Consider the following 20,375-nt stretch of genomic DNA (forward strand, 5'->3'; position numbering starts at 1 on the left):
GCGACCCGTCCGCGCGGAGGCGCCCGAGGATCGGCGTGCGCGGATCGGCTGTCCGACGCCGCGTTCCGGGCCCGCTCGACCGTGTCGTGGCTGCACAACGGAGCCCGGCAGAACAATCGCCGCGTCCGGGCGCGAGCGTCGGGAACCCTCGGGACGGCGAGGCGGGGCTCATGTGCGGACCCATGTCCGGCGGGCGTTGACGTGCCGAGACTCCCCGACGGACCGGGCAGGGTGTCCGAACTCTCCTTACGGAGCGTGTGTCCGCGAGGGCGCGCGGAGGCGGGGACGGCTCCGGGTGGCTACCGTGGCGGGCAGTACGGGGCGTCGTGGGGCTGGGAGGCGGCAAAATGAGCGAGCGGCTGCGGAACTGGGCCGGGAACATCGAGTTCGGCGCGGCGCGGGTGCATCGGCCCGGCAGCGTCGAGCAGGTGCAGGAGATCGTGGCCGCGGCCGAGCGGGTTCGTGTGCTCGGGACCGGGCACTCGTTCAACGCGATCGCCGACACCGACGCCGACCTGCTCAGCGTGGCCGGGCTGCCCGCGGACATCCAGCTCGACGCCGGCGCGGGAACGGTCAGTGTCGCGGGCGGGGTGCGCTACGGCGAGCTGGCGCGGCGCCTGGACGCCGCGGGATACGCGCTGCACAACCTCGGCTCGCTGCCCCACATCTCGATCGCGGGCGCGGTCGCGACGGGCACGCACGGGTCCGGGGTGCGGCTGGGCAACCTCGCCACCGCGGTCGCCGGGGTCGACATCGTGGCCGGCGGCGGCGAGCTGGTGTCGCTGCGGCGCGGGGACGCGGACTTCGACGGCGCCGTCGTGGCGCTCGGGGCGCTCGGCGCCGTCGTGCGCATCACGCTCGACATCCAGCCTCGGTACCGCGTCAGCCAGTACGTCTACGAGCGGCTCCCGCGCGCGCAGCTCGACGCGCACTGGGACGAGATCGCGTCCGCGGGGTACAGCGTCAGTCTTTTCACCGGCTGGCACGGCGACACCGTCGACCAGGTCTGGCTCAAGCGGCGCGACGAGGACGCCCCCGCGCCCGCCGAGCTGTTCGGCGCCGTCCCGGCCGACGGCAACCGGCACCCGATCGCGATCATGTCGCCCGAGAACTGCACGGAGCAGGGTGGCGCGCCCGGGCCGTGGCACGAGCGCCTGCCGCACTTCAAGCTCGAGTTCACCCCGAGCAGCGGCGAGGAGCTGCAGACCGAGTACTTCGTGGCGCGCGCGGACGCGATCGCGGCGTTCGCGGCCGTCGAGCGGGTCCGTGACCGGATCGTGCCGGCCCTGCAGATCTCCGAGATCCGCACGATCGCGGCGGACGGAATGTGGCTCAGCCCGCACTACGAGCGCGACAGTGTGGCGCTGCACTTCACGTGGGTACCGAATAATGATCTTGTTCTTGGGGCGGTTGACGCGCTGGAGGAGGCCCTCGCGCCGTTCGCCCCGCGTCCGCACTGGGGCAAGGTTTTCCGGCACGCGCCGGCGTACGCGCGCGGTCGCGACTTCGCCGCCCTCGCCGCGCGTCTGGACCCGGCGGGGACCTTCCGCAATGCTTTCGTGGAGCGCCACTTGGTCGGGGAGTAGATTTCAGCCCGTGCGTATCGCTCGTTTCGCCCACAGCAGTGGCATGTCGTTCGGGGTCGTCGAGGGTGAGCCGTCGTCCGGCGCGTCCGGGCTGACCGTCGCCGAGATCGAGGGCCACCCGTTCGGGGAGCTCCGATTCACCGGCCAGCGCTGGGCCGTCGCCGACGTGCGGCTGCTCTCGCCCATCCTGCCCAGCAAGGTGGTGTGCGTCGGGCGGAACTACGCCGACCACGCGGCCGAGCTCGGCAACGACGTGCCGAAGGAGCCTCTGCTCTTCCTCAAGCCATCCACGTCCGTCATCGGCCCCAACGACGCGATCCGGCTGCCTCCGCAGTCGCAGCAGGTCGAGCACGAGGCCGAGCTCGCCGTCGTCATCGGCGTCACCGGCGCGCGCCGGGTCGACCGCGCGGGCGCGGCGGCGGCCATCTTCGGGTACACCTGCGCCAACGACGTGACCGCGCGCGACCTGCAGCGCAAGGACGTCCAGTTCACCCGCGCGAAGGGCTTCGACTCGTTCTGCCCGATCGGCCCGTGGATCGTCACCGGCGTGGACGTCAGCGACGTCGAGGTGCGCTGCGAGGTCAACGAGGAGGTCCGCCAGCTCGGCCGGACCAAGGACATGGTGTTCGACGTGCCGACGCTCGTGTCATATGTGTCACATGTGATGACGCTGCTTCCGGGCGACGTGATCCTCACCGGCACCCCGGCCGGCGTCTCCCCGATGGTCAACGGCGACGAGGTCGTGGTCTCGATCGAGGGGGTCGGCGCGCTCAGCAACAAGGTTCTGACCTTGGAATAGGCGTGTTCCCGACAACCGATTTGGCGTGGAAGGGGACCTCCGGTAAAGTTCTCTTTCGGCGCGGTAAGCGCCGATGGGGTATGGGGTAATTGGCAGCCCAACTGATTCTGGTTCAGTTAGTCTAGGTTCGAGTCCTGGTACCCCAGCGCCGCGGCAAGATCGCGGTGCTGTAGCGTGTCACCGCACGGCAGCACGGAAGAGCAAGTTGAAAGTACTGGGGCCCCGTCGTCTAGCGGCCCAGGACGCCGCCCTCTCAAGGCGGTAGCGCCGGTTCGAATCCGGTCGGGGCTACCAAGCACAGATCAGCCGCTTCGAGGAACCAGACCTCGAGGCGGCTGATCTGTTTCCGGGCCCGGCTCTCCTAAGCCAGGACCAGTCGCGCGTGCAGAACCGTGTCCGCGCCCGCGCGGCCCGCCGTCACCCCGACCGCCCGGAACGGGTCGCCGACCGACGACCCCGCGAGGTACACCGCCGCCACCGGGCTCGCGACCGCGCCCGCCATCGCGCGCTGGAACAGCGGATTGTCGGCCAGCCGCGACGTTCCGCCCGTGTACGCGGCCGAGCGCAGCACCACGTGGTCCTCGTGCTGTTCACAGGTGACCTTGCTGATCTTCGTCAGATCCGTCGCGACCTCGTCGCGCATCCGCGCGGCCGCGCCCGCATCCGCCATTCGCAGGTCGAGCAGGAGCGGCTCCGCCTGCGTCTGCTCGTCCGCCTTGCCGGCCACCGTGAACGACACCGCCTGCGCCGCCCCCACGCCGCTCGAGAGCCGCTCGGTGAGCTTCCCGAGGTTCGGCAGCGGCTGCAGCCCTTCCAGGCCGCCGATCTCGATGGACTCAAGCTCGCCGGGCGGCAGCTCTCCGAAGATCTCCGGGTGCTCGCGGAGGTACTGCTCCAGTTCCCCGTCCGAGATCACGCGGTTCGGCGGCGAGCCATCGATCATGATGGGCACCGCCCCGGGCATGACCGTGCCGAAGAGACCCAGCAGCAGAGCACCCGCGTCCGGGCCCAGCAACTTCGCCGGGTCCCCGATCGGCCCCGCGAGGACGCCCGCGGCCGAGGCATCGCCCGAAAGGGCGCCGAGAGCGTTCACGACGTCCGTTCTTCCGGCATCGGTACCGAGGGGGAGCCCGTCGACCCCGATCAGCCGCACGGTCGCCTCGAGAGCGTCGTCAGCCGCCTGCAGGCCGACGACGGCGACGCCGCTGAGGTCCAGGGCCGGCCGCCCGGCGCCCGCGCTCGGACTCGCCGGCGGCCCGGATGCGGCGCTCGGGACGGGCCCGCCGTACTGGCCCAAGACCTCCGCGCCCGGCAGTTCGCCGAGGAACGCCTCGCTCAGGTCCGGTTCGAGCTTGGTGGCCCGCGGCAGGTCCGCCCAGCCGATCACGGGCTGGTCGCCTGGGAGCGTCCCGATCGCCGACCTGAACGCGGCATCCTTGGCCAGCGGCGCCCGCTTCGCCTCGTCGGCCGCCGCGGCCGCGGCGTCCTGGGCGTCCAGCTCACCGACGGCCACCAGGACGTACCCGTCCTCGACCACGAAGCCGATCCGGTCCGTCCCGCGTTTGCGCTGCAGCGTCTCCAGCGACGTCCGTGCCTTCTTGTCGTCCGTAGCCGACGCCACGACGAGCGTCACCGCACGGTCCGGGTGCGCGGGCGCGGCCCACATCGCCACCCCGATGCGGTCGTCGAACCATGGCGCGACGTCCGCGTACGTGATCGGCGTCCGAAGGCCCTCGAACAGCTCGCGCTCGAGCCCGTCGACCTGGGCCGGGGCGCCGCTCGCCCGGCGCAGCAGCTCCTCGAACTTGACCCGCTGGCCGAGCCCGGGCGTCAGGTTGACCCGCGCGAACGCCGCGACCGAGGCCGGGAGGCGGTCCTCGGGCAGCGCGCCGGTGGGCTTGTCCCAGCGCTGCTTCACCGCGTACGCCGCGCCGGCCGCCACCACCGCGACGATCACGGCCGCGGTCCCGAGCACCAGGGCCAGCCGACGCCGCGACCGCACGGGCGCCTCGGCGTCATTGTGCATGCCGTCGGCGGACAAGGCCCCGGTGAGCACGTCGTCGACGGGCGTGAAGCTGCCGGGTGCTTGGCTGCCGGTCGGGGTGCCTGTGGTGGCGGCGGCATTGGTCTCGGGTGTGTCTGCCGCGGCCATGGCCACCGTGCGCTCGGTGGCGGCGTCTTCGGCCTCCGCTGTGCCCGCGTCCTCCGTGCGGCCGGTGGCGGTCTCCTCGGTCGCCGGGGTGCTTTCGGCCGCGACGTTGTTTCTGGTCGTGTCCGGTGCCAGGTCGTCGGTGGTGGCGGCCCCGGTCTCTGCAGCGCTCGCGCCCTCGGGCGGCGCCGTTTCGGCGGCCGGGTCCTGGCTGGTTGCCGATCTCCCGTCGTCGCTGGCGGATTGTGACGGATTATCGGTGCTTGCCATGTTTCTGCCTCCCCCGCTGGATGTGAGCGCGATGGTAGCGGGGGAGTGCATGGTGATGAATCCGCCGAAACGGCGGCGGACGGCGCGCGGACGCGACCGCGATGTCGTCGCGGTCGCGTCGGCCGCCGGTGCCGATCTGGGTCTAGAGCTGGGTGGCGATGCCGAGGATCGCCGCGATGAACACGACGAGCGCGATGATCAGCGACATGCAGCCACCGCGGCCGCTGCCACCGGTGCCGCCGGACTGAGCGGGCGGCGGGAGCTGCGGTTCCTGCGGTGTCGAGGGGGAGTCCGGCGAGTCCGGGCCGCCCGGACCGTGGCCGGACGGGGTGGCCGGTGTACCGGACGAGGGGGAGGCGTGAAGGCCCGCCGAGCCGTCCGGCTCGGGGCTGGCTGGGGTGGTCGAATCGGGCACTGGCGTTCCTTCCAGCTGATGCGCTCCGGGACCGCGCCCCGGATCCGCCGATGCAGTACGCGCCCGCGCCGGTCCACCTGGAACTCCGCACGGAACGCCCCGCCGATGGTAGGCGCGTCCGCGCGCCGCGCAACCCGGTGCGGTCGGCCAGGGCGCGGAACCGAGGACGGCGGCGCCGGCGCAACCCGGTGTGGTTCGGGGAAACTGAGGACGGCAGCGCCGGCGCAATCCGGTGCGGTTCGCCAGGGCGCGGAGCCAAGGACGGCAATGCCGGCGCCGCCCGGGCGCCGGCGCGCAGACTTGAGTTGCGCAACGCGGCGTCGTCGCCGGGAGCGGAATCCCACCGGGAACGTGCAGAACCGGCCCGGGCGGACGCCGAGCCGGTTCGAGCAAGCTGAAAATGTACGGGGAAGCCCGGCCTACAAGCCCGACAGGCGCTGCCCCGCGCGCACCACGGCCATCGCGTGGCGGTCGCCCGGGCGCCGGCCCAGGCGCTCGATCGGGCCGGACACGCTGATCGCCGCGATCACCCGCCCGGTACGGTCCCGGATCGGCGCGGACACGCTGGCCACGCCCGGCTCGCGCTCGGCCACGCTCTGCGCCCAGCCCCTCCGCCGCACCTCCGCCAGCGTGCGCCCCGTGAACTTGCAGCGCGGCAGCAGCGGCATCACGGCCTCCGGCGGCTCCCACGCGAGGAGCACCTGCGCGGCCGAGCCGGCGGTCATGGGCAGCACGGCGCCGATCGGCACGGTGTCGCGCAGACCGCTGGCGCGCTCGGCCGCGGCCACGCACAGGCGTTCGTCGGCGCGGCGAAGGTACAACTGCGCACTCTCGCCTGTCGCGTCGCGCAGGGCGGTCAGCATCGGCTCCGCGGCGGTCAGCAGGACGTCGGGCGCGGCGTTGGCGAGCTCGCCCAGGCGCGGGCCCGGCCGCCAGCGCCCCTGCGCGTCGCGGACCAGTAAGCGGTGGATCTCCAATGCCTGGGCCAGGCGGTGCGCGGTGGCGCGCGGAAGCTTGGTCCGCTCCACCAATTCCGCCAGGCTGGCGCCGTCGACGCAGGCGGCAAGGATGACTACCGCCTTGTCGAGCACGCCGACACCGCTCATACTGTGTCCCACAGACCGAAACATACCTCCCAAATTTTAGGATGTCCAGATGGTGGGAGAAGCACAACAGCAGCCGCGCACGCTGGCGGAGAAGGTGTGGGATGCGCACGTCGTGCGGTCCGCCGAAGGCGAGCCCGACCTGCTCTACATCGATCTGCACCTGCTGCACGAGGTGACCAGCCCGCAGGCGTTCGACGGCCTGCGCATGTCCGGCCGGCCGGTGCGGCGCGCGGAGCTGACGATCGCGACCGAGGACCACAACACGCCGACCGACAACCTGCTGACCATCAGCGACCCGGTCTCGCGCACGCAGATCGAGACGCTGCGGCGCAACACCGAGGAGTTCGGCATCCGGCTGCACTCGCTCGGCGACGCGCAGCAGGGCGTCGTCCACGTGATGGGACCGCAGCTGGGCCTGACCCAGCCCGGTATGACCATCGTCTGCGGCGACTCGCACACCTCCACGCACGGCGCGTTCGGCGCCCTCGCGTTCGGCATCGGCACCTCGGAGGTCGAGCACGTCCTGGCGACGCAGACGCTGTCGCAGGCGCGCCCGCGCACGATGGCGGTCAACGTCGTCGGCGAGCTCGGCCCCGGCGTCACCGCCAAGGACCTGGTGCTGGCGCTCATCAGCCAGGTCGGCACGGGCGGCGGGCGCGGGCACGTGGTGGAGTACCGCGGCCCCGCGATCGAGAAGCTGTCCATGGAGGGTCGGATGACCATCTCCAACATGTCGATCGAGTGGGGCGCCAAGGCCGGCATGATCGCGCCGGACGAGACGACGTTCGCCTACATCGAGGGCCGGGAGTACGCGCCGACGGGCGACGCCTGGGAGCGCGCCAAGGGCTACTGGACGAGCCTGCGCACCGACGACGGCGCCAAGTTCGACACCGAGGTGACGCTGGACATCTCGCAGCTGACCCCGTTCGTCACCTGGGGCACCAACCCCGGCCAGGGCGCGCCGCTGGGCGGCTTCGTACCCAGCCCGGACGACTTCACCGAGGACGCCGAGCGCGTCGCGGCGGAGAAGGCGCTGGAGTACATGGCGCTGACCCCCGGCACGGCGCTGCGCGACGTCGCGGTCGACGTGGTGTTCCTGGGCTCCTGCACCAACGGCCGGCTCGAGGACCTGCGCGCCGCGGCCGACGTGCTGCGCGGGCGCAGGGTCGCCGAAAGCGTCCGGATGCTCGTCGTGCCCGGCTCCGCTTCCGTGCGCGCGGCCGCGGAGGAGGAGGGCCTCGACAAGGTCTTCACCGAGGCCGGCGCGGAGTGGCGCTTCGCGGGCTGCTCGATGTGCCTGGGTATGAATCCCGACACACTCAAGCCCGGCGAGCGCTCCGCCTCGACCTCCAACCGAAACTTCGAGGGCCGCCAGGGCCGTGGTGGCCGCACCCACCTGGTATCGCCCCCGGTCGCCGCCGCGACCGCCGTCGCCGGTCATCTCGCCGCCCCTGCCGACCTGAACTAAAAGGGACACGGACACTCATGGACAAGTTCACCGTCCACACCGGCACGGCCGTTCCGCTGCGCCGGTCCAACGTGGACACCGACCAGATCATCCCCGCCGTCTACCTCAAGCGCGTCACCCGCACCGGGTTTGCCGACGGGCTGTTCAACGCCTGGCGCTCCGACCCCGAATTCGTGCTCAACAATCCCGTGTACGAGGGCGCCTCGATCCTCGTCGCCGGGCCCGAGTTCGGCACCGGATCATCGCGTGAGCACGCCGTATGGGCTTTGCAGGACTACGGTTTCCGGGCGGTCGTCGCGCCGCGTTTCGGCGACATCTTCCGGGGAAACGCGCTCAAGGGCGGTCTGCTGCCGGTCGAGCTCGGCACGGAAAACGTGGAGAAGCTGTGGGCCGCGATCGAGGCCGACCCCAAGCTTGAGGTAACGGTCGACCTCCGGGCTCGCCAGTTGCGTGCAGGGGCAAACGAATGGGACTTTCCCCTGGACGATTTCAGTCGCTGGCGGCTGCTGGAAGGCCTCGACGACATCGGCCTCACCCTTCGCCACGAGGACGCTATCACCGCGTTCGAACAAGGCCGTCCGGAGTGGACACCCGTCGTTCGCTAGCCCCCGCAGGGCGTCTCGATGAGCCTTCGGCCAGATCCGTTACTCCACAACGATTTCTTTTCCGTCATATGTTTGTATCCTGTGTGCGTTGGGATACCTTGCCCATAGGGACTTCATTTCTGGTACGGGAGGAAACGTGAACAAGGCCGAGCTCATCGAGGCGCTCAGCGCACGCCTGGGCGACAAGAAGTCGGCGAACGCGGCGCTGGACGCGGTTTTGGCCGAGATCCAGGCTGCCGTAACCAAGGGCGACAAGGTCGCCATCACCGGTTTCGGTGTCTTCGAGAAGCGCATCCGCGGTGCGAGAACCGCCCGCAACCCGCGCACCGGTGAAGCGGTGAAGGTGAAGAAGACGTCGGTTCCGGCGTTCCGCGCGGGCGCGAGCTTCCGCGAGATGGTCGCCAGCGGCAAGGTGCCGAAGGTCGCCGCGGCCGCCAAGAAGGCCGTCGCGACGAAGACGACCACCGCGAAGGCGACGACCGCCAAGGCCACCACGGCGAAGGCGACGACGGCGAAGGCGACGACGGCGAAGGCCGCTCCGGCCAAGGCCGCCGCGACCAAGACCGCCCCGGCCAAGGCCGCCACGAAGGCCGCTCCGGCGAAGAAGACCGCCGCCAAGACGACCCGCGCCGCGGCGTCCACGACGGCTCGCAAGACGACGACGGCCACGGCCGCCAAGACCACCACCGCCGCCAAGAAGGCTCCGGCCAAGAAGGCCGCCGCCAAGTAGGCAAGATCGCAGAAAGGGCGGCCCCGCAATCGCGGGGCCGCCCTTTCGCCATTCCGGCCGCTATCGCAGCGACAGCGGCGCCAGCCGGTCCCGCCCGGCGACGCGAGCGCCGGCGAAACAGAGCACCCAGCCGGCGCCCTTGCGGGTGTGGAAGTCGACGTCGGCCCGGTTCGTGAGCGCGGTGAGCAGCGCCGGCATGAGTTTGCCCTGGCTGCAGACCACGGTTGTACCGCCCCGCAGCGCCAGGGCCGCAAGCGCCTCCGCGGCCGGTCCGGCCTCGGCCTGCTCGTCGAACGCAGGATCCACCGTGACCGGCAGCCCCAGCGGCGCCACCGTCTGCCGGCAGCGCAGGGGGGTGGCCGACACCACCCGGTCCGGCCGAAGCAGCGTCAGCAGCCCGCTGAGGGCCCGCGCGTCGCGTTCCCCGGACGGCTCCAGGGGCCGCTCGGCGTCCGGACCGTGCCATTCCCTGCGCTTGCCGGCCTTTGCATGGCGTACCAGCGCGACGACCCCCGTCACCGGCGGGACGTCGAGAAACGCGCGGACGACGCCGCGGTCGTGCGCGTAGCTCAGCAGCGTGTGCGCATCGGTCGCGGGGACCCACCGGGCCTCCTCGATCTCATGGTCGGCGGCGCGCGGCGCCCACGCGGCCGCGCGCATCGACCAGAAGTCCACGCTCTTCTCGACGCCCGGCTCGCCCGTCAGGTACCGCACGGACGGCAGCCGCACCTGCGGTACCGCCTCGACCGACGTCTCCTCGAAGACCTCCCGCACCGCGGCGGTCAGCTCGTGCTCGCCCGGGTCCAGCTTGCCCTTCGGCAGCGACCAGTCGTTGTATCGGGGCCGGTGCACCAGCACGATCTCCGCGACCCCGTCGGCGGACCGCCGCCAGACCACGCCGCCCGCCGCGCGGACCACCGAGTTCACTTCAGCCATGCGATGTTTCTATCCTCCATGACCGTCTCCCACACGGCCGGGAAGTCCGCGCGGGCGCGTGTGACCGCGGCCCGCTCACGCTCGAAGAGCCGTCCCGCGGTCACCGCGAGGTCGTGATCGCCCGGCTCGGCGGCGGCCGCGGCCAGCCACGCGTCCGCGGCGATCGCCGCGTCCTGGTGCTCACCGAGCACTCCCTGCGCCCGCCCGACCGCCTTGGCCAGCTGCTGCGCCTCCGGGCCCACCACCGCCGAGACCGCGTCGGCGGCGTAGCGGGCGCGTTTGGCCCGCTTGCGGACCTCGTGCCAGTCATCGTCGGGCAGATCCGGGGTCAGCTCACCCGCGCCGACGACGCCGCTGCCGCCCTCGACGAGCCGCTGCCAGGGCTTGCGCACGATGCCGGGCAACACATCCTCCGCCCGTTCCCAGGACAGGGGCGCCAGCCGGGGCGCCTCCACCGCGCCGATGAGGGCGTCGAGGAGCTTGACGTACCGCCGCGAATGCAGCGCCTCGTCCAGCTCCCGCAGCGCCGCGTCCTGCCGGGCGGCCAGCGCCGCGTCGATGCGCGCGACCGCGCGTGGGTCGGCGGGCACCAGCGGGTCGGCCGCCGCCGTGCGGTGCAGGCGCTCCCGCAGCACCTCCACGTCCCGGGCACCCCCGAGCGCGCCGGCCAGCCACGTCAGCTCGCCGCGCAGCCGCGCCGTCCAGTGGGGGTCCAGCAGGGCCTGGAAGGTCTGCAGGTCGCTGCGCAGGCGCCGGGTGCCGACCCGCATCTGGTGCACCGGGGTGTCGCCGTTGGGCATCGTCTCGCGCAGCCGCGCGAAGGGGTCGTGCTTGAAGATGCGCACCACGTCACGGCGGATCGCCTCGGTGACCACGTCGCCGGCGTAGGCGGTGCGCCGCCGCGCGGGCGCGACCAGCACGGGCGCGTCCAGGGGCGCGAACGCCTCCATCGCGCGCACGTGCTTGGGCACGAACGCGCCGGCCTGCGCGCCCGCGCCCAGCAGAAGCTCCTCGATGCGGTCCAGCAGCCGCCGGTCGCCGCCGGCGCGCTCCACCTCGATCTCGCGGAAGCGCAGCGCGACGTCGCGACCGAAGAGCACGCTCACCGCGTCGTCGGCCACCTCGGCCAGCAGCTCACCGTCCGCGTCGCACACCTCGTACACGGTGCGCACCGTGCGCAGGATCGCGGCCGGGGCGAGCCGGCGCCCGCGCCGATAGGCGGTGACGAGGTCGAGCAGCTGCGGGGGTACCACGCCCGCGCCCTGGGACGGGCGCGAGTGCTCGTGGCGGATCCCCGCCCGCGAGGAAGGCAGCTTCACCGTCCACACCTTCGACGAGGCGTCGCCCTTGCGGTACCGCAGCGAAACCCCGTGGCGCGCAAGCAGCCGCTCCGGGGTGTCGTAGTAGGTCGCCCGCAGCGTCACCGGCTCCCGCGCGCTCACCCGCCCGGCGAGGCCGAGGTCCGGCATCGTGAATCCGTCGTCGGCGAGGTACTTGCGCTCTTCCTCCAGCATCCAGTCACCCTAAAGAGGTTGGACGGACTCACTCCACCCGGTCGACGATGCGGCGCAGCAGCGCCTCCTGGGGGTTCTTGCCCGGCCGGCGGTGCCACTCGCCGTTGCCCGAGAGCTCGAACGCGCCGGTGTCGTCGCTCATCATCAGGGTCAGCACCCGGCGCAGCTCCTCCGTCGAGGCCGGGTCCGTGACCTGGACCAGCGCCTCCACGCGGCGGTCGAGATTGCGGTGCATGAGGTCGGCCGAGCCGATCCAGTACTCCGCGCGGGCGCCATGGCCGAAGCGGAACACCCTCGAGTGCTCCAGGAACCGGCCCAGGACCGATAGGACCCGAATGTTCTCCGACAGGCCCGGCACGCCCGGGCGCAGCGCACAGATGCCGCGCACGATCAGGTCGATCCGCGTCCCCGCGCGGCCCGCCCGGTACAGCGAGTCGATGAGCTCCTCGTCGACCAGCGAGTTCACCTTGAGCTGGACGAGACCGTCCGCGCCGTACGCGACCTCGCGTTCGATCCGCTCGATGATGCCCCGGCGCACCCCGTGCGGGGCGACCAGGAGCCGGCGGTACGACGTCTGACGGCTGTAGCCGGTGAGCACGTTGAACAGGTCGGTCAGGTCGGCGCCCACCTCCGGGTCGGCCGTGAGCAGCCCGTAGTCCTCGTAGAGCCGCGCCGTCTTCGGGTGGTAGTTGCCGGTGCCGATGTGGCAGTAGCGGCGGATGTGGTTGCCCTCCTGGCGCACCACGAGGGCCGTCTTCGTGTGCGTCTTGAGGCCGACCAGGCCGTACACCACGTGGCAGCCCGCCCGCTCCAGCGTCCGCGCCCAGCCGATGTTCGCCTTCTCGTCGAAGCGCGCCTTGACCTCGACCAGCACGACCACCTGCTTGCCGGCCTCGGCCGCGTCGACGAGCGCGTCGACGATCGGGGAGTCGCCGCTGGTGCGGTACAGGGTCAGCTTGATCGCCAGCACGTTCGGGTCGGCCGCGGCCTGCTCGATGAAGCGCTGCACGCTCGTGGAGAACGAGTGGTACGGGTGGTGCACCAGGATGTCGTGGTCGCGCAACCGCGCGAAGACGCTGCGCGGCGTCTCGCCCTCGGCGAAGTGCGGGTGCGTCGCGGGTACGAACGGCGGGTCCTTCAGGTCCGGACGATCGACGCCGTTGTACACCTCCCACAGGGCGGTCAGATCGAGCCACCCGGGCACACGCAGCACGTCGTGGGAGTCCATGTCCAGCTCGCGGACGAGCAGCTCCAGCACGTGGTCGGAGATGGACGCCGCGACCTCCAGGCGCACCGGCGGCCCGAAACGCCTCCGCGCGAGCTCGCGCTCCAGCGCCTGCAGCAGGTCCTCGTCGCGATCCTCGTCGAGTTCCACCTCGGCGTTGCGCGTGACCCGGAACAGGTGGTGCTCGAGCACCTGCATGCCCGAGAACAGCTGCCCGAGGTGGGCGGCGATGAGCTCCTCGACCGGCAGGAAGCGCATCACCCGCGCCCCGTCGCGCGCCGCGTGCAGCGCGAAGAACCGCGGCACGTTGTTGGGCACCTTGATCCGCGCGAACAGCTCCGGCCCGCCGTCCTTCTCGCGCACCACGACGGCCAGGTTCAGCGACAGGCCGGAGATGTACGGGAACGGGTGCGCCGGATCGACCGCCAGCGGCGTGAGCACCGGGAAGATCTGCTCGCGGAACGAGGCGCGCATCCGCTCGCGCTCGGCCGGGTCCAGCTCGGTCCAGCGAACGATGTTGATGTTCTCCACGGCCATCGCGGGCGCGATCTCCTCGGCGAACACCCGCGACTGGCGCGCCATCAGGCCCGTCGTGCGCTCGGCGATCTGCTCGAGCTGCTCCGTAGGGGGCAGGAAGCCCGGGGGACGGCGCACCGGCAGGCCGGTCTGGAGGCGCCGCTTCAGGCCGGCGACGCGCACCATGTAGAACTCGTCCAGATTGCTGGCGAAGATGGCGAGGAACTTGGCCCGCTCCAGCAGCGGCGTCGTTGGGTCCTCGGCGAGGGTCAGCACCCGGGCGTTGAAGTCCAGCCAGGAAAGCTCGCGGTTGAGATACCGGTCCTCCGGCAGCGGCTTCTCGTCCTCCTGTGCCTGCACAGTGCTCCCTTCGGACCCGAACCACTCCGTGGCGGCGTCCCCGTTGCGCGCGGTCGCGTCCGCCCCGGTCGCGCTCGCGTTCGTTCCGTTGGTGCTCTGACCGCCCTCTGTCGTGCTCTGAGTGGCCTCGAGCTCGGCGGGGTTGCTGGGGCGGGGCCCGGCCTCGTTCGCGGGCTGAGCGGCACTCTCTATCGCCTTGGGGGCGTTTCCGGCTCGCGCGGTGGCGTTGTCCGCCGGCGGCTCAGCGGCGCTCCCGGCCTGCGCGGAGGCGGCCTTGGCCAGCTTGGCGGCGTCCTCGATCGGCTTGGCGGCACCCGTGCGGCGACCGTTGATCGCCGGTTTGGCGCCGCTCGCGGGGGCGGCGGGCTCGTTCGCGCCGCTCGTCCCGGTCGCGGCGGCTCCGTTCTGGGAGCCGGCTCCGTTGGCCGAGGCCGCCTCGTTGGTTCCGGCTGCTCCGTTGGTTCCGGCTGCTCCGTTGGATCCGGCCGCTGCGGCGGTTGCCGGCTCCGCTGCCGCTGCTGCGGGCCGGGCGGGTGCCGCCTTCGTGGCAGTGGTTGGCCTGGTGACGGGGCGTGCGGTGGCGGGCGCGGGCCTGGTCGCCGGCTTCACGGCGGGCGTCGTTGCGGGCGACGGCTTATCGGCCGACGGCTTATCGGCCGACGGCTTATCGGCCGACGGCTGGTCCGCCGTGGGCTTGGCCGCCTGACGCGAGGACGTCCGAGGCCCGATCGCCCCGGGCGCAAGTCCTTCCGGCACGTTCGCCGCCCCGGCTGCCTGGGGCTTGCTCGCTCCCAGCCCTGTCGCCGTAGGCTCGGTCGCCGCCGGCTCGGTCGCTCCAGCCTTGGCCGTTGCCGGTTCGCCGGCCTTGACCTCCGCCTCGGTGGCCTTGGCCGCCGTGGCCGCCGCCTCCGCGCGCTCAGGCTGCGCTTCCTCGGCAGCCGGGGGCCTTGTCGGGGTCTTCTGAGCCGGCACCCGCTCGGACGCGGTTGCCGACTCTGTCGTGGCCTCGTTCACCGTGACCTCGCTCACCGTGGCTTCGTCGGCCGGCGCAGTGCGCGCGGCCTTGGTGGCTCGACGAGCCCGGGCCGGGGCCCCGTTCCCACCGGTCCTCGTCGTCTTGGGCGGCGCACTAGCCGGTTCGGGCCGCTGGGCGGCGCTGCGCGGGCGGCTTCGACCGGTCGTGCTCTCGTCCACCGGATCATCATGGCCCGTTTGTGCCGGTCTGAACATGAACTTCCCGCTGCTTGGCCACTACGGAAGGGTGGGCAAAGTGACCTTCGTGATCATGCCCACATCGTCGTGGTCGAGTCGCACACGCTGACCCAGCCGCAGATGCCGCAGCCCGGACGCGTCGAACGCCGCGGCCGGGAACGTCACCTCGACCCCGTCGTCGAGCAGCACCGTCCCGGTGCGACTCTCGTCGTCGAACGTCGCCACCGTGCCCTGCATGCCGATCACGCTACCGCGCAGAGGACTTGTCCGGTATGCGCGCCGAGTCCCAGCCGCGCCGCGGCATCGAGATCGGCCGCGGTGTCCACGTCACGGCGCAGGCTCGGCCAGGCCCCATCGAGCCGTACCGCGCCCGAGCGCAGATGCGCCGCCGCCGACCCGGGCCCGAACTGCGGTGCCAGGGCCTCCCCGGCGGGCGCGGCGAGCAGCACGGTGCCGGTGCCCTCCAGGTCGGGCACGAACGCCCGCCGCCCCGCCCGAGCGGCCGCGACCAGCGCGGCCTCGAGATCCTCGGGTCGCATCGCGGGCAGGTCGGCGGTCAAAGCGACCACGCCGAGGGCGACCTCGGGACTCTCGGCTCGCGTCGCGGGCGGGTCGGCGGTCAGCCCGACGACGCCCAAGGCGGTCTCGAGACCCTCGGGAGGCATCACGGGCGGATCGGCGGGCAGCGCGAGGACGCCCAGGGCGGCCTCGACACCCTCGGGAGGCATCGCCGAAACCTCGAGCGCCCCGTCCGGGCGGTTCGAGCCGGCCGATACGGCGTCGGCGCGTCCGCGCGCGTCCTCGGATTGCCGCGCGGACCCGCCGACCGCGTCCGGGCGGTCCGGCTCGGCCGGCGTCCTGTCTGGGCGCTCGGACCCCACGGATGCGGCCTCGGCGCGTCCGCGCCCGCGGCCGGATCGGCCTGCGACGAGCGCTGCCTCCGGGCGGTTCGGTTCCGTGGGCGCCGCGTCCGCGCGTCCGCGCGTGGAGCCGGGCTGGCGGGCGGCCTCGGCGCCGTAGGCCAGGGCGGCGTTGAGGCCCGCCCCAGGGGCGTCGGGCAGGCAGAACGCGCCGAGCTGGGCCAGTTCCGCGCACACCGTCGGGTCGTCGCAGACCACCACGACGCGGGCGACCGCGCGGCAGGCGAGCGCGGCCGCTACCGTGTCGCGTGCCATGGCCAGGACGAGATCGGGGTGTACGGCCTCCGGCACTGCGCCCCGCAGGCGCGTCTTGGCCGCTCGCAGCGGCTTGACCGGGACCACCGCCACCCAGGCCGCCGCCCGCTCGGGCGCGGCCGGCTGGGTCGTCGACTGGCCGTGGCAGTGCATGAGCCATCCTGACACGGCCACCGGGCGCCCGGCAGTGGCATGATTCGCAGCAGAACCGTGAGGGGAGGGTGAGATGGTGCGGCGGAGGCTCGGCTTCTGGCGGCGTTTCGCCGTCATGACCGTCAAGCCCGCGATCCAGGTGCTGACCCGCCGCACCTGGCGAGGGATGGAACACATCCCGGCCGACGGTGGGGTGATCATCGTCGTGAACCACATCTCCCACGCGGACCCGCTGGCCGTCGCGCACTACATCTACGACTCCGGCCGGTGGCCCTCGTTCCTGGCCAAGTCCAGCCTGTTCGAGGTACCGGTGCTGGGCTACCTGCTGAAGGCCGTCCACCAGATCCCCGTACGCCGCGGCACCACCGACGCCGTGAAGGCCCTCGAGGCCGCGCGGGCGGGCGTGCACGCCGGCGAGGCCGTGGTCATCTACCCCGAGGGCACCACGACGCGGGAGCCGGATCTGTGGCCCATGCGCGGCAAGACCGGCGCGGCGCGGCTCTGGCTGGACACCCGCGCGCCGGTCATCCCGATCGTGATGTGGGGGCCCGAGCAGATCTACGACCCGCGGACGAAGAAGCTCAGGATCTTCCCGCGCGCGAAGGTCACCATCGTCGCCGGTGACCCGCTGGACCTGTCGGCCTGGTCGGACGCCCAGCCGACGGCCCAGACGCTGAACGAGATCACCGACCACATCATGCTGCACCTGCGCGACATGCTGGTGGAGATCCGCGGGGGCACGCCGCCGCCGCTCTGGACCCAGAAGCGCCTCGCCCAGCGCTCCGAAGAGCAGACAGCATGAATATTCAGCGTGCGGCCGTCCTCGGCTCCGGCTCCTGGGGCACGGCGTTCGCCAAGGTGCTCGCCGATGCCGGTACCCCCTCCGTCACCGTCTGGTCCCGCCGGCCCGAGCTCGCCGCCGCCATCCGCGACGAGCACCACAACCCGGACTACCTGCCCGAGATGTGGCTCCCGGACGCGGTCACGGCCACCTCCGACGCGCACGAGGCGATCGACGGCGCGGATCTGGTCGTGTTGGCGGTACCGTCGCAGACCCTCCGCACCAATCTCTCCGCCTGGAGCGGCGCCATCCGCTCGGACGCGACGCTCGTGAGCCTCATGAAGGGCATCGAGCTCGACACGCTCAAGCGCATGAGCGAGGTGATCGTCGAGGTCGCCGCGGTGGAGCCGGACCGGGTCGCCGTCGTCACCGGCCCGAACCTGGCGCCGGAGATCGCCGCCGAGCAGATCGCGGGCACCGTGGTGGCCTGCGAGGACATCGGCCGCGCCGAGCTCGTCCAGCGGGCGATCAGCACGCGGTACCTGCGGCCGTACACCAACGACGACGTCGTCGGCTGCGAGCTCGGCGGCGCCGTGAAGAACGCGATCGCCCTCGCCTACGGGATGGCCTCCGCGCTCGGGTTCGGCGACAACACCAAGGCGACCCTGATCACGCGCGGCCTGGCGGAGACGGCGCGCCTGGGCGCGGCGCTCGGGGCCAACCCGATGACGTTCGCGGGCTTAGCCGGCCTCGGCGACCTCATCGCGACGTGCTCGTCACCGCTGTCCCGCAACCGTACGTTCGGCGAGCGCCTCGGCCGCGGTGAGACGCTCGAGCAGGCGCAGGCCGCGACCCGCCAGACCGCCGAGGGCGTCAAGAGCTGCAAGTCGATCCGAGACCTCGCGCACAGCGTCGGCGTCGAAATGCCCATCACGGAGCAGGTCGAGCAGGTCTGCCACGAGGGCGTCGACCCGCTGAAGGCCTTGGCCGCGCTGATGGCACGCGAGACGAAGCCGGAGCGTCCGGGCGTACCGTCGACCGGCCAGTGACCGACCGGGCCTGGGCGGCTCCGTGGGACCGGCCCGGCGACCTCGCTTCAGGGCTACGGGTAGCGCTTCTGCGCCGAGTACAGCGTGGGTGGATCGCCGTGAGCGCGTCCGGGCGGTGACGGCGACGTCGCCTCCGTGCATTGTGGGTGCTCGGCTCGGCTCGGACGGGTGCGGGCGGCGACGGTGCCGCCTCCGAGCGACAGCGCGTCCGGGCGCGGTGGGGAAGTGATCGGATGAAGGGGGACAGCAGCGTGGACGCGAACGGTAGTGGTGCGCTCGGGCGCGGGGATGGGACGCGGGTCGTGCACGCCGGGGTGCCGGCGGCCGTGGCGGGAGAGCCGTTCCTGCCGTCGCCGGTGTTCGGGGCGCCCTACCACCTTGATCCGGTGGCGGGGCCGCAGGCGGGTGTGGACGGGTACGGGCGGTCGGACAACCGGACGTACCGAAGCCTGGAAAAGGCGATCGGGGACCTTGAGGGCGGCGAGTGCGTCGTCTTCGCCTCCGGCATGGCGGCCATCACCGCGGTGCTGCTCGCCACGTTGCGGGCCGGCGACGCCGTGGTGCTGCCCTCCGACGGGTACTACCTCACGCGCGCCTTCGCCGGCGAGCACCTGCCCGGGCGCGGGGTCGAGGTGCGGACGATGCCGACCTCGGGGCCGTACCCGGCGCCGGACGACGTGCGGCTGCTGCTGCTCGAGACGCCGTCGAACCCCGGGCTCGACGTCTGTGACATTGCCGACCTCGCCGCGCGGGCGCATGCGGGCGGCGGGCTGGTCGCGGTCGACAACACCACGCCGACGCCGCTCGGGCAGCGGCCGCTCGACCTCGGCGCGGACTTCTCGGTCGCCTCGGCCACCAAGGCGCTCACCGGGCACTCGGACATGCTGCTCGGGTACGTCTGCGCGCGCGACCCGCAGCTGATCGAGACGATCCGCACGTGGCGCGCGCGGACGGGCGGCATTCCCGGCCCGTTCGAGGCGTGGCTCGCGCACCGTTCGCTCGGGACGCTCGACCTGCGTCTGGCCCGGCAGACGGCCAATGCGGCGGCGGTGACGGAGCTGCTGGCCGGCCACCCCGCGGTCGCGTCCGTGCGGTGGCCCGGGCGCGCGGGCGACCCCGCCTACGAGGCTGCGGCCCGCCAGATGCGCCGCATCCCGGGCGTCGTGACGTTCGTGCTCGCGGACAAGGGGGCGGTGGACCGCTTCCTGGGCGCGTCCGAGCTGGTGTTCGCCGCGACGTCGTTCGGCGGGCTGCACTCCTCGGCGGACCGGCGGGCCCAGTGGGGCGACGACGCACCCGAGGGGCTGGTGCGCTTCTCGTGCGGCGTCGAGGACACCGAGGACCTGGTCGCGGACGTGCGCCGGGCGCTGGATGCCGCGCTGAGCTGATCGCCGCCGCGCGGACGCGCCGCACGTTGGGAAGGGCAGGGCTCAGCAGTGCAGGTCGCCGGTCGGAGCCGACGGTACCGTCGCCACGATTGTCGGTGAAAGGTTCACCAGCCAGGAGCCGTCGGCCGCCTTCGGGACCACGACGCGGAGCGGTACCTGCCGGTCGATGCTGTGCCAGACCGTCTGCCCGGACTGCTCCTCCGGGTACCAGCACACGTCGGACAGGCCGAGCAGCTGCGCGTCCTGCGGCACCGCCGGCGCCGGGCCGCCGCACGACAGGAGGATCGCGGGGTCGCCGAACGCCGCATTCTGCTCGCCGCCGGCCGTCACCTGGCGACGGTGCAGGCCGCCGAGGTCCTGGGGCAGCCGGGCGACCAGCGCACGGCACACCGCGGCCGGGGACGGGTCGAGCTGGGGCGCCTCAGCGCGTACCGCTGAGGAATCCGGCTTTCCAGGAAACCCTCCGAGGCCCCAGAAGGCGACGACGCCGGCCACCAGCGCGATGGGCAGTGCGGCTATGGTCGCGATCCTTGCCGGGCTCGGCCCCGGGCGCGCGGGCGCGTCCGTGCTCATGACAGTCGTGCCACTACAAGTGCACCACCGAGCAGGTGACCGTGCGCGTGATGCCCGGCACCAGCTGGACCTTTGACACGATGAGCTGGCCCAGCTCGTCGATGTTGCGGGCCTCGGTGAGGACCACCACGTCGTACGGGCCGGTGACCGCGTCGACGCGCACCACACCGTTGAGGCCCTTGATGGCCATGGCCACGTCGCGGGCCTTGCCGACCTCTGTTTGGATCAGGATGTATGCCTGTACCACGACACGACTCCCTCCCTGCGCCGTCCGTCCGCTGATCAGGCGTCAACCTACCGCAAGAATGGAAGAGGCAAATCAACCGCCGTGCGTGATCATGCCATGACACGCGGATTCGGCGACA

The 20,375-nt window shown here is 72.4% G+C and carries 19 protein-coding genes and 2 tRNA genes; 11 read left to right on the forward strand and 10 right to left on the reverse strand.

Annotated features, from left to right (window positions below):
• Nucleotides 1-347 precede the first annotated feature (347 nt).
• From ACPPVO_RS07820 to ACPPVO_RS07835, 4 genes are all read left to right on the forward strand, one after another.
• On the forward strand, nucleotides 348-1,586 hold the full coding sequence (locus ACPPVO_RS07820) for an FAD-binding protein (RefSeq protein ID WP_426510578.1): 1,239 nt from the start codon (nucleotides 348-350) through the stop codon (nucleotides 1,584-1,586).
• Nucleotides 1,587-1,596: 10 nt separating this feature from the next.
• Complete coding sequence (locus ACPPVO_RS07825; RefSeq protein WP_360369415.1) at nucleotides 1,597-2,385, forward strand: fumarylacetoacetate hydrolase family protein; 789 nt, start codon at nucleotides 1,597-1,599, stop codon at nucleotides 2,383-2,385.
• Between the two features lie 74 nt (nucleotides 2,386-2,459).
• Nucleotides 2,460-2,531 (forward strand) — tRNA-Gln (locus ACPPVO_RS07830).
• 72 nt (nucleotides 2,532-2,603) lie between these two features.
• Nucleotides 2,604-2,679, forward strand: a tRNA-Glu gene (locus tag ACPPVO_RS07835).
• 67 nt (nucleotides 2,680-2,746) lie between these two features.
• Here ACPPVO_RS07835 and ACPPVO_RS07840 read toward each other — a convergent pair.
• From ACPPVO_RS07840 to ACPPVO_RS07850, 3 genes are all read right to left on the reverse strand, one after another.
• Nucleotides 2,747-4,804, reverse strand: a complete 2,058-nt coding sequence (locus ACPPVO_RS07840) for a hypothetical protein (RefSeq protein WP_426510579.1) — start codon at nucleotides 4,802-4,804, stop codon at nucleotides 2,747-2,749.
• A gap of 142 nt (nucleotides 4,805-4,946) precedes the next feature.
• A complete protein-coding gene (locus ACPPVO_RS07845; protein ID WP_426510580.1) occupies nucleotides 4,947-5,219 on the reverse strand; it encodes a hypothetical protein in 273 nt (90 codons plus the stop codon).
• A gap of 419 nt (nucleotides 5,220-5,638) precedes the next feature.
• Entirely contained in the window at nucleotides 5,639-6,325 is a 687-nt protein-coding gene (locus tag ACPPVO_RS07850) for an IclR family transcriptional regulator (protein ID WP_223101757.1), read from the reverse strand.
• 49 nt (nucleotides 6,326-6,374) lie between these two features.
• Here ACPPVO_RS07850 and leuC point away from each other — a divergent pair, with 49 nt between their 5' ends.
• From leuC to ACPPVO_RS07865, 3 genes are all read left to right on the forward strand, one after another.
• A complete protein-coding gene (leuC, locus tag ACPPVO_RS07855; RefSeq protein WP_426510581.1) occupies nucleotides 6,375-7,793 on the forward strand; it encodes a 3-isopropylmalate dehydratase large subunit in 1,419 nt (472 codons plus the stop codon).
• 17 nt (nucleotides 7,794-7,810) lie between these two features.
• On the forward strand, nucleotides 7,811-8,398 hold the full coding sequence (gene leuD / locus ACPPVO_RS07860) for a 3-isopropylmalate dehydratase small subunit (RefSeq protein ID WP_426510582.1): 588 nt from the start codon (nucleotides 7,811-7,813) through the stop codon (nucleotides 8,396-8,398).
• Between the two features lie 136 nt (nucleotides 8,399-8,534).
• The gene (locus ACPPVO_RS07865; RefSeq protein WP_426510583.1) at nucleotides 8,535-9,128 is read left to right on the forward strand and encodes an HU family DNA-binding protein; all 594 of its coding nucleotides are present in this window, start codon (nucleotides 8,535-8,537) and stop codon (nucleotides 9,126-9,128) included.
• Nucleotides 9,129-9,188: 60 nt separating this feature from the next.
• Here the strand turns inward: ACPPVO_RS07865 and ACPPVO_RS07870 are convergent, their stop codons facing one another.
• The 3 genes from ACPPVO_RS07870 to ACPPVO_RS07880 are packed head-to-tail and all read right to left on the reverse strand — an operon-like array spanning nucleotide 9,189 to nucleotide 13,871.
• Entirely contained in the window at nucleotides 9,189-10,064 is an 876-nt protein-coding gene (locus ACPPVO_RS07870) for an NUDIX hydrolase (protein WP_426510584.1), read from the reverse strand.
• On the reverse strand, nucleotides 10,052-11,578 hold the full coding sequence (locus ACPPVO_RS07875; protein WP_426510585.1) for a CHAD domain-containing protein: 1,527 nt from the start codon (nucleotides 11,576-11,578) through the stop codon (nucleotides 10,052-10,054). Before ACPPVO_RS07875 ends, ACPPVO_RS07870 begins: the two co-directional genes overlap by 13 nt.
• A gap of 28 nt (nucleotides 11,579-11,606) precedes the next feature.
• Complete coding sequence (locus ACPPVO_RS07880; protein ID WP_426514569.1) at nucleotides 11,607-13,871, reverse strand: RNA degradosome polyphosphate kinase; 2,265 nt, start codon at nucleotides 13,869-13,871, stop codon at nucleotides 11,607-11,609.
• Nucleotides 13,872-13,953: 82 nt separating this feature from the next.
• Between ACPPVO_RS07880 and ACPPVO_RS07885 the strand changes: the two genes are divergently transcribed.
• Entirely contained in the window at nucleotides 13,954-14,385 is a 432-nt protein-coding gene (locus tag ACPPVO_RS07885) for a hypothetical protein (protein ID WP_426514961.1), read from the forward strand.
• A gap of 545 nt (nucleotides 14,386-14,930) precedes the next feature.
• Here ACPPVO_RS07885 and ACPPVO_RS07890 read toward each other — a convergent pair.
• Nucleotides 14,931-15,128, reverse strand: coding sequence for a cold-shock protein (locus ACPPVO_RS07890; RefSeq protein ID WP_426510586.1), 198 nt, complete (start codon nucleotides 15,126-15,128; stop codon nucleotides 14,931-14,933).
• Between the two features lie 5 nt (nucleotides 15,129-15,133).
• Nucleotides 15,134-16,219, reverse strand: a complete 1,086-nt coding sequence (locus tag ACPPVO_RS07895; protein ID WP_426510587.1) for a hypothetical protein — start codon at nucleotides 16,217-16,219, stop codon at nucleotides 15,134-15,136.
• Nucleotides 16,220-16,292: 73 nt separating this feature from the next.
• On the opposite strand from ACPPVO_RS07895, the gene ACPPVO_RS07900 reads away from it, so the two are divergent.
• The 3 genes from ACPPVO_RS07900 (at nucleotide 16,293) to ACPPVO_RS07910 (ending at nucleotide 19,437) form a co-directional block, all read left to right on the forward strand.
• The gene (locus ACPPVO_RS07900) at nucleotides 16,293-17,021 is read left to right on the forward strand and encodes a lysophospholipid acyltransferase family protein (RefSeq protein ID WP_426510588.1); all 729 of its coding nucleotides are present in this window, start codon (nucleotides 16,293-16,295) and stop codon (nucleotides 17,019-17,021) included.
• Nucleotides 17,018-18,049, forward strand: a complete 1,032-nt coding sequence (locus ACPPVO_RS07905; RefSeq protein WP_426510589.1) for an NAD(P)H-dependent glycerol-3-phosphate dehydrogenase — start codon at nucleotides 17,018-17,020, stop codon at nucleotides 18,047-18,049. The genes ACPPVO_RS07900 and ACPPVO_RS07905 overlap by 4 nt, the downstream gene beginning before the upstream one ends.
• A gap of 233 nt (nucleotides 18,050-18,282) precedes the next feature.
• Complete coding sequence (locus ACPPVO_RS07910; protein ID WP_426510590.1) at nucleotides 18,283-19,437, forward strand: cystathionine gamma-lyase; 1,155 nt, start codon at nucleotides 18,283-18,285, stop codon at nucleotides 19,435-19,437.
• A 42-nt stretch (nucleotides 19,438-19,479) separates the two neighbouring features.
• On the opposite strand, the gene ACPPVO_RS07915 is transcribed toward ACPPVO_RS07910, so the two are convergent.
• The gene (locus tag ACPPVO_RS07915) at nucleotides 19,480-20,010 is read right to left on the reverse strand and encodes a DUF3515 family protein (RefSeq protein ID WP_360369450.1); all 531 of its coding nucleotides are present in this window, start codon (nucleotides 20,008-20,010) and stop codon (nucleotides 19,480-19,482) included.
• A 13-nt stretch (nucleotides 20,011-20,023) separates the two neighbouring features.
• Nucleotides 20,024-20,257 (reverse strand): Lrp/AsnC ligand binding domain-containing protein, encoded by a 234-nt coding sequence (locus tag ACPPVO_RS07920; protein WP_426510591.1) that lies wholly within the window; start codon nucleotides 20,255-20,257, stop codon nucleotides 20,024-20,026.
• Between the last annotated feature and the right edge of the window lie 118 nt (nucleotides 20,258-20,375).

It is taken from the genome of Dactylosporangium sp. McL0621 (genome assembly GCF_049995355.1).
Classification (GTDB): domain Bacteria; phylum Actinomycetota; class Actinomycetes; order Mycobacteriales; family Micromonosporaceae; genus Dactylosporangium.

Excerpts from the sequence above, each read along its gene's own strand:
- ACPPVO_RS07820 (WP_426510578.1), top strand. The coding sequence starts at position 348 with ATGAGCGAGCGGCTGCGGAACTGGGCCGGGAACATCGAGTTCGGCGCG.
- ACPPVO_RS07840 (WP_426510579.1), bottom strand. The coding sequence starts at position 4,804 with ATGGCAAGCACCGATAATCCGTCACAATCCGCCAGCGACGACGGGAGA.
- ACPPVO_RS07850 (WP_223101757.1), bottom strand. The coding sequence starts at position 6,325 with ATGAGCGGTGTCGGCGTGCTCGACAAGGCGGTAGTCATCCTTGCCGCC.
- leuC (WP_426510581.1), top strand. The coding sequence starts at position 6,375 with ATGGTGGGAGAAGCACAACAGCAGCCGCGCACGCTGGCGGAGAAGGTG.
- leuD (WP_426510582.1), top strand. The coding sequence starts at position 7,811 with ATGGACAAGTTCACCGTCCACACCGGCACGGCCGTTCCGCTGCGCCGG.
- ACPPVO_RS07870 (WP_426510584.1), bottom strand. The coding sequence starts at position 10,064 with ATGGCTGAAGTGAACTCGGTGGTCCGCGCGGCGGGCGGCGTGGTCTGG.
- ACPPVO_RS07875 (WP_426510585.1), bottom strand. The coding sequence starts at position 11,578 with ATGCTGGAGGAAGAGCGCAAGTACCTCGCCGACGACGGATTCACGATG.
- ACPPVO_RS07890 (WP_426510586.1), bottom strand. The coding sequence starts at position 15,128 with ATGCAGGGCACGGTGGCGACGTTCGACGACGAGAGTCGCACCGGGACG.
- ACPPVO_RS07895 (WP_426510587.1), bottom strand. The coding sequence starts at position 16,219 with ATGCACTGCCACGGCCAGTCGACGACCCAGCCGGCCGCGCCCGAGCGG.
- ACPPVO_RS07900 (WP_426510588.1), top strand. The coding sequence starts at position 16,293 with ATGGTGCGGCGGAGGCTCGGCTTCTGGCGGCGTTTCGCCGTCATGACC.
- ACPPVO_RS07905 (WP_426510589.1), top strand. The coding sequence starts at position 17,018 with ATGAATATTCAGCGTGCGGCCGTCCTCGGCTCCGGCTCCTGGGGCACG.
- ACPPVO_RS07910 (WP_426510590.1), top strand. The coding sequence starts at position 18,283 with ATGAAGGGGGACAGCAGCGTGGACGCGAACGGTAGTGGTGCGCTCGGG.
- ACPPVO_RS07915 (WP_360369450.1), bottom strand. The coding sequence starts at position 20,010 with ATGAGCACGGACGCGCCCGCGCGCCCGGGGCCGAGCCCGGCAAGGATC.